Origin of the sequence: Crenobacter luteus (assembly GCF_004345725.1) — a bacterium.
Taxonomy (GTDB): Bacteria; Pseudomonadota; Gammaproteobacteria; order Burkholderiales; family Chromobacteriaceae; genus Crenobacter; species Crenobacter luteus.
On sequence record NZ_SLXG01000011.1, the window covers coordinates 23,533 to 38,921 of the forward strand.

The window sequence follows — 15,389 nt, forward strand, 5'->3', positions numbered from 1 at the left end:
CGCCCGATTATGCCATGCGCCGTTTGAGACACCGAAGCAGGCCACCGACGATGGGCACGCGTTCGTACACGCCCTCGGCGGCGTCCCAGTAGTCGCGGTGCTCGGCGATCAGCCCGGCCTCGTTGAGCACAAACAGCGTGCCGCCGTGCAGACCGTGCCGGCGCCCGGCCGGGCCGTATTCGAAATCCCAGGTGACGAAGGCGCGCCGGCCGTCATGCAGGCGTTCGCGCACGACAAAGCGCGGCGCGTCGAGCCGCTCGAACATGCGCGCGTACAGCCGCGCGATCGCGTCGCGCCCCTCGAGCGCGTTGAAGGGGTCGCGAAAGCGCGCGCCTTGCGCGTAGACGCGGTCGATCGCCGTCAGCGACGCCGGCGTCAGCGCCTCGAACCAGGCCAGGTGCGTGTCGAGCGGATCGTTCATAGTCCGGTCACCTTGTGCAGCAGCGGAAAGTAAGCGCGGTAGGGCAGCTTGGCCATCAGCCTGACCTGGCGTGCAAAGCGGCGCGGGAAGGCGATGTGGAAGTCGCCGGCCTCGAAGCCGGCGATCATCGCGTCGGCGGCCGCTTCGGGCGTCAGCAGCCCGGGCATCGCGAAGTCGTTGCCGGCGGTCAGCCGGGTGGCGACAAAGCCGGGGTTGACCAGGTAGACCGGCACGCCGCGCGGCGCGAGGTCGAAGTAGAGCGTCTCGGCGAAGTTGACCAGCGCCGCCTTGGTCGCGCCGTACACCAGCGCGTTCGGCATCCCGCACAGACCCGAGAGGCTCGCGACCACCGCGATGCCCCAGTCGCCGGCGTCGGCGCGCGCCGTCGTCAGCGGCATCAGCGCCGCGACGCCGTTCATCACGCCCAGCAGGTTGACCTCGACAAGGCGGCGCGCGGTGGCCGCGTCGAGCTCCCAGGCGCGCACCGCGCGGTAGTCGCCGGCGAGCATCACCGTCAGGTCGACGGCGCCCCACTCGTTGGCCAGCGTGCGCGCCGCGCCCTCCCAGGCCGCCGCGTCGGTCACGTCCAGCGGCAGCACCCGCATGCGGGCAGCCGCGACCTCGGCCAACGCCTCCTCGCTACGGCCGGATACCGCGACCTGCGCGCCGCGCCCGGCCAGCCGCCGCGCCAGCGCCGCGCCGATGCCGTGGCTCGCGCCGACCAGCCAGACGCGCCGGCCCTGCCAGTCTGCGATCGGCGGGTTCAGGCTCACGGCCGCGGCCCCTTGCGGAAGAACAGCGTCACCTCGCCCAGCCTGAGGCCGAACTTCTTCATCTCGGAGCGGTTGATCATCGTCGCGGCGTCGACCTGGTACATCCAGTCGTCGAAGTCGACCTCATACTCCTTGTCGCCGACCTGCAGCTTCAGCGTGTAGGCCCAGCGCAGCGCGTAGCCGACCGTCTTGCCGCGCGCGACGCCGACCACGTCGCTGGCGGTGCCGGTGTACTCGCCGTTCTCCCCCTTCTTGACCGTCCACACCCGCCGGCGGCGTTCGCCGTCGTCGTAGACGAAGCGCTCGTCTATCGTGCCGGTGTCGCCCTTCCAGTGCGCGTCGATCTGCACCGTGAAGCGCCGGATCACCTTGCCCGAGCGGTCCTGGAACATGCCCCAGGCGGTGATCGGGCCGTCGAAGTAGCGCACCAGGTCGAGCTGGGGGCGGGTGCCCCGGTAGTCGTCGAGCCGCGCGCTGCCGCAACCGGCGGGCAACAGCAGCAACAGCGCGACAACCGGCCACCAGCGGCGCGGCAGAAGAGAGGGGCGGAACGGGTCGGTTTTCATCGGGCGACCTCCAGCAGGGGGCGCGAACGCACCAGGACGGCGACGGCGGCGAGCTTCACCGCGCAGGGCAAGGCGGCGTACCAGAACGACAGCGCCGCGGCGCCGGACGGATCGCCCGGACGGTAGCCGGCCCAGTCGACCAGCGGCAGCGCGACGCCGGCCGCCAGCGCCAGCGCCAGCTTGTTGACGAGGCTGACGCCGCCGAAATAGGCGCCGCCGGAGCCGTCGACCGCACGACCGATCGCGCGCGCGACCAGGCTGGTCGCGAACGCGAGGTCGGCGCCGAGCGCGACGCCGGTCGCCGCGCAGACCGCGACGAAGGCCGCCGCGTCTCCCGCGTCCAGCCACGGCACGGCGACGAAACCGGCGACGGCGAGCGCGAGACCGGCCAGCCAGGCGTTCACCGTGCCGACGCGCCCGGCCAGCCACACCCAGCCGGGCAGGCTCGCGACCGCGGCGAGAAAGTAGACGAGCAGGAAGGCGCCGCTCAGCTCGCGCGCCGCGAGCACGTCGGCGACGAAGAAGTTGACCAGCGTCGCCGGCAGCGACATCGCCAGCGCGTTCAGGAACAGCACCCCCAACAGCGCGAGGTAGGCGCGGTCGGCGAGCACCGCGCGCCACGAGCCAGGCTCGGCCAACCTCGGCGGCTCGGCCGGCGCCGCCAGCAGCGCGAGTAGCGACAAGACGGCGCCGGCCGCCAGCAGCGCCGCGAACAGCAGCAGCCCGGCGTCCTGACCGTAGCGGCCGGCCAGCCACGCCGGCAGCGCGGCGGCCAGCAGCACGCCGATCACGCCGGCTCCCTCGCGCCAGGCGACCACGCGCAAGCGCGTCGGCTCGTCGCGCCCGAGCGCGGCGCCGTAGCGCAGCAGCGCGATATTGAGCCAGCCGTGCGCGGTGTAGACGCAGAGCAGGCTGAGCGCGAGCTGCCACAGCAGGCCGCCGCCGACCGGCGCGACCAGCCAGACGAAGCCGGCCAGGCCGAGCACGGCGAAGGCGCCGACGGCGGCAAGGCGCGCGGCACGGCCGAGCCGGTCCTGCCACCAGCCGATCAGCGGGTCCTGGGCGGTATCGATCAGGCGGGTGAAGAAGAACACGCCGCCGAGCACCGCGAGCGGCACGCCGTGGCGCTCGGCGTACAGGGCCGGCACGTGGACGTAGACCGGCAACGCGACCATCGCCAGCGGCAGCGCGCCGGCACCGGCGCAGGCGAGGTCGCGCGCCCTCATGGCGCCCCCCTGCCCAGCAGGGCCTCGCGCAGGCGCGCCTCGCGGGTCGCCTCGTCCAGCCAGATCGAGAAGAAGCGGCGCGCGAAGGCCGCCTCGTCGATGCGTCCCAGGTAGCGGCCGTTGTGCCAGAACGCCGCGCCGGCGCCGTCCATCAGCCCGATGATCGTGTCGCCGCGCCGCACGTCGGGAAACAGCCGACTCATGCGCGCGTACCAGCGCGTGCGTTCGGCCTCGCTCTGGCCGAAACGGTCCATCTCGTCGCGGCTGACCCGCGCGATCGCCGCGCCGTCGACGTCGCGCGCGTAGCTGAGCTTGAGCGCGAACGGGCGCTCCCAGGAAAACGGCGCGCCGGCCTCGGTGTAGAGCGTCGCGTCGTAGAGCTTCAGCCCCAGCCAGCGCATCGCGCCGCTGCCGCGCGCCACGAGCGCCGGCTCGCGCGCCTCGAGCACCGCGGGCAATTGCGCCCACGCCGGCGCCGCCAGCAGCGCCAGGCTAAGGACGACGGATTTCCAGTTGCCAGACATCGGTTCGCCCCGCCGTAAAGCCGGCCTCGCAATAAGCCAGGTAGAAACGCCACAGCCGCACGAAATCCTCGTCGAAGCCCAGCGAGCGCACCCGCGGCAGCGCCGCCTCGAAGGCCCGCGCCCAGCGGCGCAGCGTTTCGGCGTAGTCGTGGCCGAAGGCGAAGCGGTCGGCCAGTTCGAGACCGGCCGCCGCGATCGCACGCGCCAGCGCCGACGGCGACGGCAGCATGCCGCCCGGAAAGATATATTGCTGGATGAAGTCGGTGCCGCGCCGGTAGCGCGGAAAGTGCTCGTCGGCGATGGTGATGCCCTGCACCATCGCGCGGCCCCCCGGCGCCAGCCGCTCGCGCAGCACGGCGAAGTAGGTCGGCCACCAGCGCTCGCCGACCGCCTCGATCATCTCGATCGACACCACGTGGTCGTAACGGCCTCCGACGTCGCGATAGTCGGCCAGTTCGAACCTGGCCGAGCCGGCCAGCCCGGCGCGCGCCAGCCGCGCGCGCGCGTAGTCGAGCTGCTCGGTCGACAGCGTGATGCCGGTCAGCTGCACGCCGCGGGTCCGGATCGCGTATTCGGCGAAGCCGCCCCAGCCGCAGCCGATCTCGAGCAACGTCGCGCCGGGCTTGGGGTCGAGCCGGGCGAGAATGCGCTCGTACTTGGCCTCCTGCGCCGACGCGAGCGAGCGCTGCGGCTGACCGTCGAACAGCGCCGACGAGTAGCTCATCGTCGAGTCCAGCCACAGGCGGTAGAAGGCGTTGCCCAGGTCGTAATGGGCGTGGATGTTGCGACGGCTGCCGCGACGGGTATTGGCGCGCCGCAGGTGGCGCAGCCAGTAGGCGAGCGTGCCGAGCAGCCGGCCGTGGATCGGCCTGCTGAAAGCCGCCTCGTTGGCGAGCGCCAGCGCCATCAGCGTGCTCCAGTGCGGGCTGTCGACCTGACCGTCGCGGTAGGCCTCGGCCAACCCGATGTCGCCCGATAGCATGATGCGGCCCACCGCACGCCAGTCGCGTATCGTCAGCTCGGCACGGCGGCCCGGCCGGTGGCCGCAGAAGCGGTGGCGCGCGCCGTCGGGCGTGCAGACTAGCAACTCGCCGGTTTCGATACGCGCCAGCGTGGCGAACAACGCGCGCGCCGCCGCCGGCGGCAGCGGCGCGACGATGGCGGGCGAACGGGGGGACGAATCGGAGCTCATCCTGCTCTCCTTGCCGTGGTGTCGGACGGACGACCCTGTTTTCCGAAGAAAGGCACCCGCTTGAAGCCCAGGCGCAGCGCCTGCCAATGGATGCGCAGCAGCACGAGCGCACTCGAACACAAGGGGGCGATTAATCCCAGCTTAGTCAAGACACGCGCGCGACCGGAAAGAGTCGCGGAAAAGTCGGCGCTCCCCTCCTCCCGGCCATAGTCGATCCGGACGACGCAGGCCCCGTCACGCGGGTCGCGCACCCGGAAACGGTAGCGGCCCTCGACCCGGAAGAAGGGCGAGACGTGCAGGCGCTTGACCGCCACCAGGCTGTCGCCCGGCCCGATCGGCCCGCCGTCCGGGCGGCGCAGGCAGTAGTCGTGCCGCTCGCCGAAGGTATTGCGCACCTCGGCCCACAGCGCGACCAGCGCGTCGCGCTCGTCGTAGACGAAGTAGAAGCTGACCGGGTTGAACACCCGGCCGAAGAGTGCGGGCATCGTGTGCAGTTCGGCGCGCGCCGCCGCGGCGAGCCCTTGCTCGGCCAAGCGCTCGCTCAGCCACGGCCACAACGGCGCGCCGTCGCACGGACCGTGGTGCTCGCGCCGCCAACTGAGCGCCGGCCCCAGACGCAGGACGGGCTCGTCGGCCTGCGGCAGCGCCACCGCGATCCAGCCGTGTGGATAGCGAAAGGCGTGCTCGGCCACCGCGTGGCGCGCGTGCCACACCGTGCCGCGGAACAGCCGCACGCAGGCATTCATGCCGGCTCCCGGACCGCCGCGCTCCCGAGCGCACGGAGCCCCTCGACGGGTGCGCTGCCGCCGGCGGACAACCACGGCACCGGCGCGCCGAGCGCCTGCGCGACCGCCATGCCCGCCTTCAGCCCGTCCTCGTGGAAACCGTAACCGGCCCAGGCGCCGGCGTACCAGGTGCGATGCCGCCCCTGCAGTTCGGCAAGCCGGCGCTGCGCGGCGATGGCCGCCGAGTCGAACACCGGGTGCTCGTAGTCGAAGCTCTGCCAGACCGACTCGGGCTCGCGGTAGGGATTGAGCGTGACGATCACCGGCGAGGCGAACGGCAAGGGCTGCAGCTTGTTGATGAGGTAGCTGACCATGCTCGGCGCCTCGCTGACGCCGCCCTCGGCCATGCGGTAATTCCAGGCCGCCCAGACGGCACGGCGGCCGGGCAGGAAAGAGACGTCTGCGTGCAGCACCGCGCGGTTGCGCTGGTAGCGGATCGCCGACAGCACCGCGTATTCGGCGTCCGAAGTCTCGGCCAACATGCGCAGCGCCTGGTCGGCGTGGCAGGCCAGCACCACCTGCTCGAAACGCTCGCGGCCGCGCGGGCTGCGCAGCGTCACACCCGCCGCGTCGCGCACGACGCGCTCGACCGGACAGGACACGCGCACGTCGGCGACCGCCGCGACCATGCGCGCGACGTATTCGCGCGCGCCGCCGAGCACGGTGCGCCACTGCGGCCGGCCAAAGAGCTGCATCAGGCCGTGGTTGGCGCAGAACTCGAACAGCGTCGCGGCCGGGAAGTCGGCGACGTGACGGGTCGAGCCGGACCAGATCGCGGCGCACATCGGGTACAGATACCAGTCGCGCATCGGTGCACCGAAGCGGTGGCGCGCCAGCAGTTCGCCCAGCGTCTCGCCGCTGCGCCGGGCCTCGTCGAGCATGCGCGGCGCGCTGCGATGCAGGCGCAGCACGTCGCCCAGCATGCCCCAAAAACGCGGCCTCACCAGGTTGCGCCGCTGCGCAAACAGCGTCGCGAGGCTGGTGCCGGCCCATTCGAGCGCTTCCTTGTCGAGGCTGACCGAAAAGCTCATCTCGCTGGGATGGGTCGCCACGCCCAAGTGTTCGAACAGCGCGATCAGGTTCGGATAGGTGCGGTCGTTGTGAACCAGGAAACCGGTATCGACCGGCGCGCTCAGGCCGTTCAGCGTCACGTCGACGGTATTGCTGTGCCCGCCGACGTAGTCGTTGGCCTCGAACAGGGTGACGCGATGGCCGGCGCGGCTGAGCAGCCAGGCGGACGACAAACCGGCGATGCCGGAACCGATGACGGCGATATTCATAGTCGGCGACCTCCGACGATGGCAGGACACGGTGCGAAGGACCACCGCATGCTTCTTTATCCGATCACCCCGGTTATTTGTCAATATTTTGTATTATACAAAAATAAGAAAACAAAAAAGCGGGCCCGCTCGCGCAGCCCGCCCCTGCCGGAAAACCTTACCGCCCTGCCCTCGCTATACGACCCGTCTCAACGCCTCGCCGCCGACGAAGGCCTCGATGTTTTCGGCCACCTGCGCGGCCAGCGCGCGCATCGCCTGCTGGCTGGTCCACGCCACGTGCGGCGTGACGATCAGATGCGGCAGCCGTGCCTTGAGCAGCGGATTGCCGTTGCGCGGCGGCTCCTCGCTCAGCACGTCGAAGCCGGCGCCGCCGAGTTGCCCGTACTTGAGCGCAGCCACCAGCGCGACCTCGTCGACCAGGCCGCCGCGCGCGGTGTTGATCAGCACCGCGCCGGGCTTCATCGCCTGCAATTCGGCCTCGCCGATCAGATGGCGGGTCGCGTCGTTCAGCGGGCAATGCAGCGAGATCGCGTCGGCACGCGCCAGCACCTCGTCGAAGGCGGTGTAGCCGTCGCGGACCGAGGCGACGCCCTTGCGCTCGGCCAACAGCACCGTCATGCCAAAGGCGCGCGCGCGCGCCGCCAGCGCCTGGCCGATGCCGCCGGAGCCGACGAGGCCCAAGGTCGCGCCGGCAAGGTCGCGCACCGGTGCACCGAAGTGGCAGAACTGCGACGAGCTCGCCCACAGACCGGCGGCCACGTCGCGCTGGTAGGCCGGCAGATTGCGCATCAGCGCCATCATCAGCATGAAGGCGTGCTCGGCTACCGCCTCGTCGCCGTAGTGGCGCGCGTTCGCCACCGCGACACCGCGCGCCTCGCAGGCCGCAAGATCGATCATGTTGACGCCGGTGGCGGCCACCGCGAGCATCTTGAGCCGCGGCAGCACGGCCAACGTGGCGTCGTCGAACGGTACCTTGTTGGTGATGACGATGTCGGCGTCGGCGAGGCGCTCGGCCAAGGTCTCGGGACGGCTTGCCGGGTATTCACGGTAGACGTGCGGAAAGCCCAGAACGGGAATCGGGACAGGCAAGCTGTCCCGATCGACGAAAACGATGTTCAAAGGGGTCATCTAGTGACTCATTGGTCGGGTTCGAAGACGATCATGTCCCGATAGGCGTGCCAGGTAGCCAGGGCGACGAGCGGGATCAAGAACAGCAGGCCGACATAGTAGGTCAGAAAGCCGATCACCGTCATCGCCACGATGATGGCGGCCCATACCGCCATGGTCAGGATGTTCTTGTAGACCGCTTCGAGGCTGGTGACCATCGCGCTGATGGTGTCGATCTCCTTGTCGAGCATCATCGGGATCGACACCGCGCTGACCGCGAACACCAGCAGCGCGAAGAAGAAACCGGTGCCGAAATAGGCGATCAGGAAGCCGGCGTTCTCGAGCGTGAACGCCGATGCGACGATCTGCTCGAGCGTGGGCAGCGGCCCCTCGAAGAACAGCGCGAAGATCAGCAGCGAGATGCGGAACCAGGCGAACACCAGCACCGTCAGCAGCGCGGCGTACAGCGTGAAAGCCGGGATGTTGACGCGCCAGGCGGTCATCGTGTGCACCAGGTCGACACGGCGGCCGCCGAACACCTCGAGCTGGCGCGCCACGTCGTAAAGGCCGATCGCAAGAAAGGGCCCGACCAGCAGGAAGATGGTCGAGAAGGTGATCACGTACTGCGGCGCGCGGTCGAAATAGAAGGCGAGAAAGAAACCCATCACCACGAAGATCACTCCGTAGAAGGCGCAGTCGGCCGGCGCGCGCTTGAAGTCCTTGTAGCCCATCTTCAGCCACTGCAAGGTGTGGGCCGGCGTAACGTGGCGGACTACCGGGTGGTCGTGCGAAGGAAGGTGCGTGATGTCCATGGTGATTCCCCTTGCAAGAAGATACGACACGGTGGGCAGACCCGAACTACTTCCTTTATAAGCAAGCGCGCTAGCGATTGCCATCCGCGGCGATATGGCGCGAGCGCTGCTACAATGCCGGCACGACACAACGCGAGGACGCAAGGCAATGAGCACCGAACTGATCATCGAGGACCTGGTTGTCGGCGAAGGCGCCGAAGCCCGCACCGGCCAGGAAGTCACCGTGCACTACACCGGCTGGCTGACCGACGGCACCAAGTTCGATTCGAGCAAGGACCGCTCGCAGCCCTTCACCTTCCCGCTCGGCGCCGGCTACGTCATCAAGGGCTGGGACCAGGGCGTGGTCGGCATGAAGGTCGGCGGCCAGCGCAAGCTGACCATCCCGGCCGAACTCGGCTACGGCGCGCGCGGCGCCGGCGGCGTGATCCCGCCGCACGCGACGCTGGTCTTCGAGGTGGAGCTGCTGTCGCTCGACTGAGCCGGCACGCCATCCAGCAAAAAAGCCACCCCGGGGTGGCTTTTTTCATGACGGCCTCGGCCAACGTCTACTTGTGGACGGGGTCCGTCGTGGCGGCTTCGCGCGCGCGGCGCTTTTTCCAGAAGAACACGCCGAGACCGACCGCCAGCACGGCGATGAGGATCATCAGCCCGGACTGGCCGCGGTGGACCATGGTCATCAGCCAGTCGCGGTTGTAGGCGCCGAAATAGCCGAGATAGACCCAGACCGGCACCGAGATCAGCGCGGCGAAGCCGTCCATCAGCAGGAAGCGCCAGAAGCTGACGCGCCGCGTCATGCCGGCGGTGAGGAAGATCGGCGAGCGCAGGCCGGGCAGGAAGCGGGCGACGAACAGCACCCAATTGCCGTACTTGGCGAATTTTTCCTGAACCTGCTGGAAACGCTCCTCGGTGAGGATCTTGGCGACCAGTTTCAGGCGCAGCACCTTGTGGCCGTAGATGCGCCCGAGCCCGAACATCACGCCGTCGCCGACCAGCACGCCGGCCATGCCGACCGCGAACATGGTGTGGACGTTGGTGTAGCCGAGCCCGGAGATGATGCCGCCGGCGACCAGGGTGATGTCTTCGGGGATGGGGACGCCGAAGCCGCAGGCCAGCAAGACCAGGAACACGGCCAGGTAGCCGTAACCGGTGAAGAAGTCGATGAGAGTCTGCAGGATATCCATGTTGTCCCGGCTGTCGCTGCCGCAGGGCACGGCGCGCGGGCCCTGTATTGGGTCCGCTCAGAGCGGCTTATAATAGCACACCTCCTTAGCGGACCACTCTCATGACGCGCCCCATCCGGGTCGACATCGATCTTGCCGCGATTCGCCACAACTACCTGATCGCCAAGCGCAAAGCCCCCGCCAGCCGCGCCTGGGCGGTGGTCAAGGCCGACGCCTACGGCCACGGCGTGCGCCGCGTCGCCCAGGCGCTCGCCGACGTCGCCGACGGCTTCGCGCTGTTGAACATAGAAGACGCGGTCGCGCTGCGGCAGGACGGCGTCAGCGCGCCCATCCTGCTGCTCGAGGGGCCGTTCGACGCGGCCGAGGTCGCGGCGATGGCCGAATACCGGCTCTCCGGCGCGCTGCACAGCCGCGAACAGCTGGCCTGGCTGGCGAAAGCGCCGGCGCCGCTCGAGGTGTGGCCCAAGGTCAACAGCGGCATGAACCGGCTCGGTTTTGCGCCCGGGGCCCTGGCCGGGGTACTCGCCGACTTGGCCGCGCTGCCGGCCGTGCGCGTTGCCGGCGTGATGACCCATTTCGCGACCGCCGACGAGGCACGCGGCGTCGCCGAACAGTGGGCGCGCTTCGAGCCCCTGGTGCGCGGGCTTGGCCTGCCGGTCAGCTCGGCCAACACCGCCGCGTTGTGGGACTTCCCCGACACGCACCGCGACTGGGTGCGGCCCGGCATCGGCCTGTACGGCTGCTCGCCGTTCGCCGACCGGCTCGGCGCCGGACTGGGCCTCAGGGCGGCGATGCGGCTGTCGGCCGACGTGATTGCGGTGCAGTCGCTGGCGCCCGGCGACGCGGTCGGCTACGGCCGCCTCTTCGTCGCCGAGCGGCCGATGCGGATCGGCATCGTCGCCTGCGGCTACGCCGACGGTTACCCGCGCGTCGCCGGCAACGGCACGCCGGTCGCGGTCGACGGCGCACCGTCAGGTCTCGTCGGCCGCGTGTCGATGGACATGCTGGCGGTCGACCTCAGTCATCTGCCGGACGCCGGCGTCGGCAGCACCGTCGAGTTGTGGGGGCCGGCGGTGCCGATCGAGACGGTCGCCGCCGCCGCCGGCACCATAGGCTACGAGCTGATGTGCGCGGTCGCGCCGCGCGTACCGCGCGTCTACCACGGGCTCAGCCAAGTCTGAGGCAAGGAACCCGGCGAAGCGAGACGGGCACCGCCGGGGACCCTGCGCCTCACCCTGCGTGCGCCGGCTCCGACATGAAAAACCCCGCGGCTCGCGTCGCGGGGTTTGTCGTTCCGGCCCGGGCGAACCCGGGACTCAGGCGGCCGACTCGATCGCGGCGGCGATGGTCCTGGCCCAGCGGCCGGCGAGGTCGGCCTCGTCGGCCTCGACCATCACGCGCACCACCGGCTCGGTGCCGGAGGGGCGCAGCACGACGCGACCGCGACCGGCCAGCGCCGCCTCGGCCTCGGCCAACGGGCCGGCCGACGCCGCCTTCCAGTCCTGACCGGCGAGGCGCACGTTGATCAGCGTCTGCGGGAAGGGCTGCCAGTCGCGGCCGATGTCGGCCAGCGTCATGTCGAGCTCGGCCAGGCTCTTGAGCACTTGCAGCGCCGAGATGATGCCGTCGCCGGTGCTGTGCTTGTCGAGGCACAGCACGTGGCCCGACGCCTCGCCGCCGACTTCCCAGCCCTCGGCGTGCAGCATCTCGAGCACGTAACGATCGCCGACCTTGGCGCGGCCGAAGGCGATGCCGCGCGCCTTGAGCGCCAGCTCCATCGCCATATTCGTCATCACCGTGCCGACCACGCCGCCTTTCAGCTCGCCTTTCGCCGCGCGCGCCTTGGCGATGGTGTAAATCAGCATGTCGCCGTCGTAGACCTGTCCGTTGCGGTCGACCATGATCAGCCGGTCGCCGTCGCCGTCGAGCGCGACGCCGTAGTCGGCCTCGTGCTGCAGCACCGCCGCCTGCAGCGTCTTCGGGTAGGTCGCGCCGACCTTGTCGTTGATGTTGAAGCCGTTCGGCTCGGCGCCGATCAGCACTACCTCGGCGCCGAGCTCGTGGAAGACCTTGGGCGCGATGTGGTAGGTCGCGCCGTTCGCGCAGTCGACCACCAGCTTCAGGCCCTTGAGGTCGCGCTCGTTCGGGAAGGTGCTCTTGCAGAATTCGATGTAGCGCTCGGCGGCGCCCTCGATGCGGCGCGCACGACCCAGTTCGCGCGACGACAGCGTCAAAAGCGGCGCCTCGAGCATCGCCTCGATGTCGAGCTCGACCGCGTCGTCGAGCTTCCTGCCGCCCTCGGCGAAGAACTTGATGCCGTTATCCTGGAACGGGTTGTGCGAGGCCGAGATCATCACGCCGGCCGACAGGCGCAGCGCGCGCGTCAGATACGCGATGCCGGGCGTCGGCAGCGGGCCGGTCAGCAGCACGTTGACGCCGGCGGCGGTGAAGCCCGCCTGCAGCGCAGCCTCGAGCATATAGCCGGAGATGCGCGTGTCCTTGCCGATCAGCACCGTCGGGTGCGCGTGGCGCTCGCGGTCAACCAGTACGCGGCCGGCGGCGTAGCCGAGTTTGAGGACGAATTCCGGGGTGATCGGCGCCTTGCCGACCTCGCCACGCACGCCGTCGGTGCCGAAGTATTTTCTGCTCATTCTGTTCTTCTCCGTCGCCGCCGCGTCGCGCGGCGGCCGTGGTTTCATTCTGCGGCTTCGAGGGCCCGCCACACGTCGAGCGCCTGGCGCGTCGCCTTCACGTCGTGCACGCGCACGATGGCCGCGCCGCGCTGCGCCGCCAGCAGCGCGCCGGCGACGCTGGCGCCGAGCCGCTCGGCGGGCACCGCCTCGCCGGTGATCGCGCCGAGCATGGACTTGCGCGACAGCCCGATCAGCATCGGCACGCCGGCCGCCTGCTCGAGTGCCGGCACGTGCTTCAACAGCGCGAGATTATGCGCCAAGGTTTTGCCGAAACCCAGCCCCGGGTCGCCGAGCAGCCGCGCGCGCGCGATGCCGGCCGCCTCGCACAGCGCGACGCGGCGCGCCAGGTAGCCGCCGACCTCGGCGACCACGTCGGCGTAGCACGGGTCGTGCTGCATGGTGTCCGGGTTTCCCTGCTTGTGCATCAGGCAGACTGCGACGTTGGCCGAGGCCAGCAGCTCGAGTGCACCGTCGTCCTCGAGCGCCGACACGTCGTTGATCAAGTCGACGCCGCCGATGGCGAGCGCCTCGCGCATCACGACGGTGCGGCGCGTGTCGAGCGAGACCGGCACCCCAAGCCCGGCCAGGCCCGGCAGCACCGGCAACACCCGCGCGAGCTCCTCCTCCGGGCTGACGAAGGGCGCGTTCGGCCGCGTCGATTCGCCGCCGACGTCGATCAGGTCGGCTCCCTCGGCGATCATCTGGCGCGCGCGTTCGAGCGCAGCGTCGACGCGGTCGAAGCGCCCGCCGTCGGAGAAGGAATCGGGGGTGACGTTGAGGATGCCCATCACCAGCGGACGGGTCAGCGGCAGCCGGAAACGGCCGCAAAGCAGTTCGGACATGGATTTCGGACCGGAAAAACGAGAAAGGCGGCAGCCAAGCTGCCGCCTCGTTGCGGATGGACGGGGTTCAGACTTCCTGCGCCGGCGTCGCGCTCGGCGCCGGGGTCGGGCCCGACGGGGTGTCGCCGCTCTTGGCCGTCACGCTGCCGTTCGGCTTGGGCGGGCGCGGCGGGCGGCCGGCCATGATGTCGTCGATCTGTTCGGCGTCGATGGTTTCCCATTCGAGCAGCGCGGCGGTCATCGCCTCGACCTTGTCGCGGTTCTCGTCGAGCAGGCGGCGCGCCAGGCCGTACTGCTCGTCGATGATGCGGCGGATCTCGGCGTCGACCTGCTGCATGGTCGCCTCGGACACGTTCTTGTGCGTGGTGATCGAACGACCGAGGAAGACTTCGCCCTCGTTCTCGCCGTACACCATCGGACCGAGCTTGTCGCTCATGCCGTAGCGGGTGACCATGTCGCGCGCCATCTGCGTCGCACGCTCGAAGTCATTGCTGGCGCCGGTGGTCATCTGGTTCATGAACAGCTCTTCGGCGATGCGGCCGCCGAACAGGATCGCGATGCGGTCGAGCAGGTACTGGCGGTCGTAGGCGTAGCGGTCCTCTTCCGGCAGCTGCATGGTCACGCCCAGCGCGCGGCCGCGCGGGATGATGGTGACCTTGTGCACCGGGTCGGACTTCGGCAGCAGCTTGGCGACCACCGCGTGACCGGACTCGTGGTAGGCGGTGTTCTTCTTCTCCTCCTCGGACATCACCATGGACTTGCGCTCGGCGCCCATCATGATCTTGTCCTTGGCGGCCTCGAAGTCGATCATGTCGACCAGGCGCTTGTTGCGACGCGCGGCGAACAGCGCGGCCTCGTTGACGAGGTTGGCGAGGTCGGCGCCCGAGAAGCCCGGCGTGCCGCGCGCGATGACGCTGCCGTCGACGTCGGCGGCGATCGGCACCTTGCGCATGTGGACGTTCAGGATCTGCTCGCGGCCACGGATGTCAGGCAGCGGCACCACGACCTGGCGGTCGAAGCGGCCCGGGCGCTGCAGCGCCGGGTCGAGCACATCCGGGCGGTTGGTCGCGGCGATCACGATCACGGTCGAATTGGTGTCGAAACCGTCCATCTCCACCAGCAACTGGTTCAGCGTCTGTTCGCGCTCGTCGTTGCCGCCGCCGAGGCCGGCGCCGCGCTGGCGGCCGACCGCGTCGATCTCGTCGATGAAGATGATGCACGGCGAGTTCTTCTTCGCCTGCTCGAACATGTCGCGCACGCGGGCCGCGCCGACGCCGACGAACATCTCGACGAAGTCCGAGCCGGAGATGCTGAAGAACGGCACCTTGGCCTCGCCGGCGATCGCCTTGGCGAGCAGGGTCTTGCCGGTACCCGGCGAGCCGCACAGCAGGATGCCGCGCGGGATGCGGCCGCCCAGCGTCTGGTACTTGGACGGGTCGCGCAGGTAGTCGACGATCTCCTTGACCTCTTCCTTGGCCTCGTCGCAACCGGCGACGTCGGCAAAGGTGACGGTGTTGGTGTCCTGGTCCAGAAGACGTGCCTTGCTCTTGCCGAACGAGAACGCGCCGCCCTTGCCACCGCCCTGCATCTGCCGCATGAAGAAGATCCACACGCCGATCAACAGCAGCATCGGGAACCAGCTGATGAAGATGTTCATCAGCATCGACGGCTCCTCCTCGGGCTTGGCCGAGAAGCGCACGTTGTTCTTGATCAGGTCGTCGACCAGCTGCGGATCGTAAGGGGAGAAGGTCGAGAACGTCGTACCGTCGGTCCGCTTCCCCTTGAGCCACTGGCCGCGCAGCGGATGGCCTTCGATCGTCAGCGACTGCACCTTGCCCGTCTCGACATCGCTGATGAACTGCGAATACTCGATCTGGTTCTGGGCTTCCTGACGCTTGTTGAACTGGTTGAACACCGTCATCAGGACCAGGCCGATGATCACCCAGATGGCGATGTTTTTGAGGATGCTATTGTTCACTCGAACGGA

16 protein-coding genes are annotated in these 15,389 nt (G+C 69.5%); 2 read left to right on the plus strand and 14 right to left on the minus strand.

Annotation, left to right across the window (positions count from 1 at the left end; genetic code table 11):
- Positions 1-7: 7 nt before the first annotated feature.
- The 10 genes from EV683_RS08085 to EV683_RS08130 form a co-directional block, all read right to left on the minus strand.
- Positions 8-421 (minus strand): nuclear transport factor 2 family protein, encoded by a 414-nt coding sequence (locus tag EV683_RS08085; RefSeq protein WP_131862445.1) that lies wholly within the window; start codon positions 419-421, stop codon positions 8-10.
- On the minus strand, positions 418-1,194 hold the full coding sequence (locus tag EV683_RS08090) for an SDR family NAD(P)-dependent oxidoreductase (RefSeq protein WP_207910425.1): 777 nt from the start codon (positions 1,192-1,194) through the stop codon (positions 418-420). Before EV683_RS08090 ends, EV683_RS08085 begins: the two co-directional genes overlap by 4 nt.
- Positions 1,191-1,760, minus strand: a complete 570-nt coding sequence (locus EV683_RS08095; RefSeq protein WP_131862446.1) for a DUF3833 domain-containing protein — start codon at positions 1,758-1,760, stop codon at positions 1,191-1,193. The genes EV683_RS08090 and EV683_RS08095 overlap by 4 nt, the downstream gene beginning before the upstream one ends.
- Positions 1,757-2,986 (minus strand): MFS transporter, encoded by a 1,230-nt coding sequence (locus EV683_RS08100; RefSeq protein WP_131862447.1) that lies wholly within the window; start codon positions 2,984-2,986, stop codon positions 1,757-1,759. Before EV683_RS08100 ends, EV683_RS08095 begins: the two co-directional genes overlap by 4 nt.
- A complete protein-coding gene (locus tag EV683_RS08105) occupies positions 2,983-3,510 on the minus strand; it encodes a chalcone isomerase family protein (RefSeq protein ID WP_131862448.1) in 528 nt (175 codons plus the stop codon). Before EV683_RS08105 ends, EV683_RS08100 begins: the two co-directional genes overlap by 4 nt.
- Positions 3,479-4,702, minus strand: coding sequence for an SAM-dependent methyltransferase (locus EV683_RS08110; protein WP_066612787.1), 1,224 nt, complete (start codon positions 4,700-4,702; stop codon positions 3,479-3,481). Before EV683_RS08110 ends, EV683_RS08105 begins: the two co-directional genes overlap by 32 nt.
- Positions 4,699-5,448, minus strand: coding sequence for a DUF1365 domain-containing protein (locus tag EV683_RS08115; RefSeq protein WP_131862449.1), 750 nt, complete (start codon positions 5,446-5,448; stop codon positions 4,699-4,701). The genes EV683_RS08110 and EV683_RS08115 overlap by 4 nt, the downstream gene beginning before the upstream one ends.
- Complete coding sequence (locus EV683_RS08120) at positions 5,445-6,767, minus strand: NAD(P)/FAD-dependent oxidoreductase (RefSeq protein WP_066612793.1); 1,323 nt, start codon at positions 6,765-6,767, stop codon at positions 5,445-5,447. The genes EV683_RS08115 and EV683_RS08120 overlap by 4 nt, the downstream gene beginning before the upstream one ends.
- Before the next feature lie 174 nt (positions 6,768-6,941).
- Positions 6,942-7,895, minus strand: a complete 954-nt coding sequence (locus EV683_RS08125; protein ID WP_131862450.1) for a D-2-hydroxyacid dehydrogenase — start codon at positions 7,893-7,895, stop codon at positions 6,942-6,944.
- An 8-nt stretch (positions 7,896-7,903) separates the two neighbouring features.
- Positions 7,904-8,686, minus strand: coding sequence for a DUF2189 domain-containing protein (locus EV683_RS08130; protein ID WP_066612798.1), 783 nt, complete (start codon positions 8,684-8,686; stop codon positions 7,904-7,906).
- A 148-nt stretch (positions 8,687-8,834) separates the two neighbouring features.
- Here EV683_RS08130 and EV683_RS08135 point away from each other — a divergent pair, with 148 nt between their 5' ends.
- Positions 8,835-9,164 carry an FKBP-type peptidyl-prolyl cis-trans isomerase gene (locus tag EV683_RS08135; RefSeq protein ID WP_066612800.1) on the plus strand — a complete coding sequence of 110 codons (330 nt, stop codon included), beginning with the start codon at positions 8,835-8,837 and terminating at the stop codon, positions 9,162-9,164.
- A 67-nt stretch (positions 9,165-9,231) separates the two neighbouring features.
- Here EV683_RS08135 and EV683_RS08140 read toward each other — a convergent pair whose 3' ends face one another.
- A complete protein-coding gene (locus EV683_RS08140) occupies positions 9,232-9,867 on the minus strand; it encodes a DedA family protein (protein WP_066612809.1) in 636 nt (211 codons plus the stop codon).
- Between the two features lie 101 nt (positions 9,868-9,968).
- On the opposite strand from EV683_RS08140, the gene alr reads away from it, so the two are divergent.
- Positions 9,969-11,048: an alanine racemase gene (alr, locus tag EV683_RS08145; RefSeq protein ID WP_131862451.1), complete on the plus strand. Its 1,080-nt coding sequence runs from the start codon at positions 9,969-9,971 to the stop codon at positions 11,046-11,048.
- A gap of 135 nt (positions 11,049-11,183) precedes the next feature.
- Here the strand turns inward: alr and glmM are convergent, their stop codons facing one another.
- The 3 genes from glmM to ftsH form a co-directional block, all read right to left on the minus strand.
- Positions 11,184-12,518: a phosphoglucosamine mutase gene (gene glmM / locus EV683_RS08150; protein WP_131862452.1), complete on the minus strand. Its 1,335-nt coding sequence runs from the start codon at positions 12,516-12,518 to the stop codon at positions 11,184-11,186.
- A 44-nt stretch (positions 12,519-12,562) separates the two neighbouring features.
- Positions 12,563-13,402: a dihydropteroate synthase gene (folP, locus tag EV683_RS08155; RefSeq protein ID WP_131862453.1), complete on the minus strand. Its 840-nt coding sequence runs from the start codon at positions 13,400-13,402 to the stop codon at positions 12,563-12,565.
- Between the two features lie 67 nt (positions 13,403-13,469).
- Positions 13,470-15,380 (minus strand): ATP-dependent zinc metalloprotease FtsH, encoded by a 1,911-nt coding sequence (gene ftsH / locus EV683_RS08160; protein ID WP_269446760.1) that lies wholly within the window; start codon positions 15,378-15,380, stop codon positions 13,470-13,472.
- Positions 15,381-15,389 lie beyond the last annotated feature (9 nt).

Coding starts and splice junctions, on each gene's coding strand:
- EV683_RS08110 (WP_066612787.1), bottom strand. CDS start 4,702: ATGAGCTCCGATTCGTCCCCCCGTTCGCCCGCCATCGTCGCGCCGCTG.
- glmM (WP_131862452.1), bottom strand. CDS start 12,518: ATGAGCAGAAAATACTTCGGCACCGACGGCGTGCGTGGCGAGGTCGGC.
- EV683_RS08135 (WP_066612800.1), top strand. CDS start 8,835: ATGAGCACCGAACTGATCATCGAGGACCTGGTTGTCGGCGAAGGCGCC.
- folP (WP_131862453.1), bottom strand. CDS start 13,402: ATGTCCGAACTGCTTTGCGGCCGTTTCCGGCTGCCGCTGACCCGTCCG.
- EV683_RS08130 (WP_066612798.1), bottom strand. CDS start 8,686: ATGGACATCACGCACCTTCCTTCGCACGACCACCCGGTAGTCCGCCAC.
- alr (WP_131862451.1), top strand. CDS start 9,969: ATGACGCGCCCCATCCGGGTCGACATCGATCTTGCCGCGATTCGCCAC.
- EV683_RS08085 (WP_131862445.1), bottom strand. CDS start 421: ATGAACGATCCGCTCGACACGCACCTGGCCTGGTTCGAGGCGCTGACG.
- EV683_RS08120 (WP_066612793.1), bottom strand. CDS start 6,767: ATGAATATCGCCGTCATCGGTTCCGGCATCGCCGGTTTGTCGTCCGCC.
- EV683_RS08140 (WP_066612809.1), bottom strand. CDS start 9,867: ATGGATATCCTGCAGACTCTCATCGACTTCTTCACCGGTTACGGCTAC.
- EV683_RS08095 (WP_131862446.1), bottom strand. CDS start 1,760: ATGAAAACCGACCCGTTCCGCCCCTCTCTTCTGCCGCGCCGCTGGTGG.
- EV683_RS08105 (WP_131862448.1), bottom strand. CDS start 3,510: ATGTCTGGCAACTGGAAATCCGTCGTCCTTAGCCTGGCGCTGCTGGCG.
- EV683_RS08125 (WP_131862450.1), bottom strand. CDS start 7,895: ATGACCCCTTTGAACATCGTTTTCGTCGATCGGGACAGCTTGCCTGTC.
- EV683_RS08115 (WP_131862449.1), bottom strand. CDS start 5,448: ATGAATGCCTGCGTGCGGCTGTTCCGCGGCACGGTGTGGCACGCGCGC.
- EV683_RS08100 (WP_131862447.1), bottom strand. CDS start 2,986: ATGAGGGCGCGCGACCTCGCCTGCGCCGGTGCCGGCGCGCTGCCGCTG.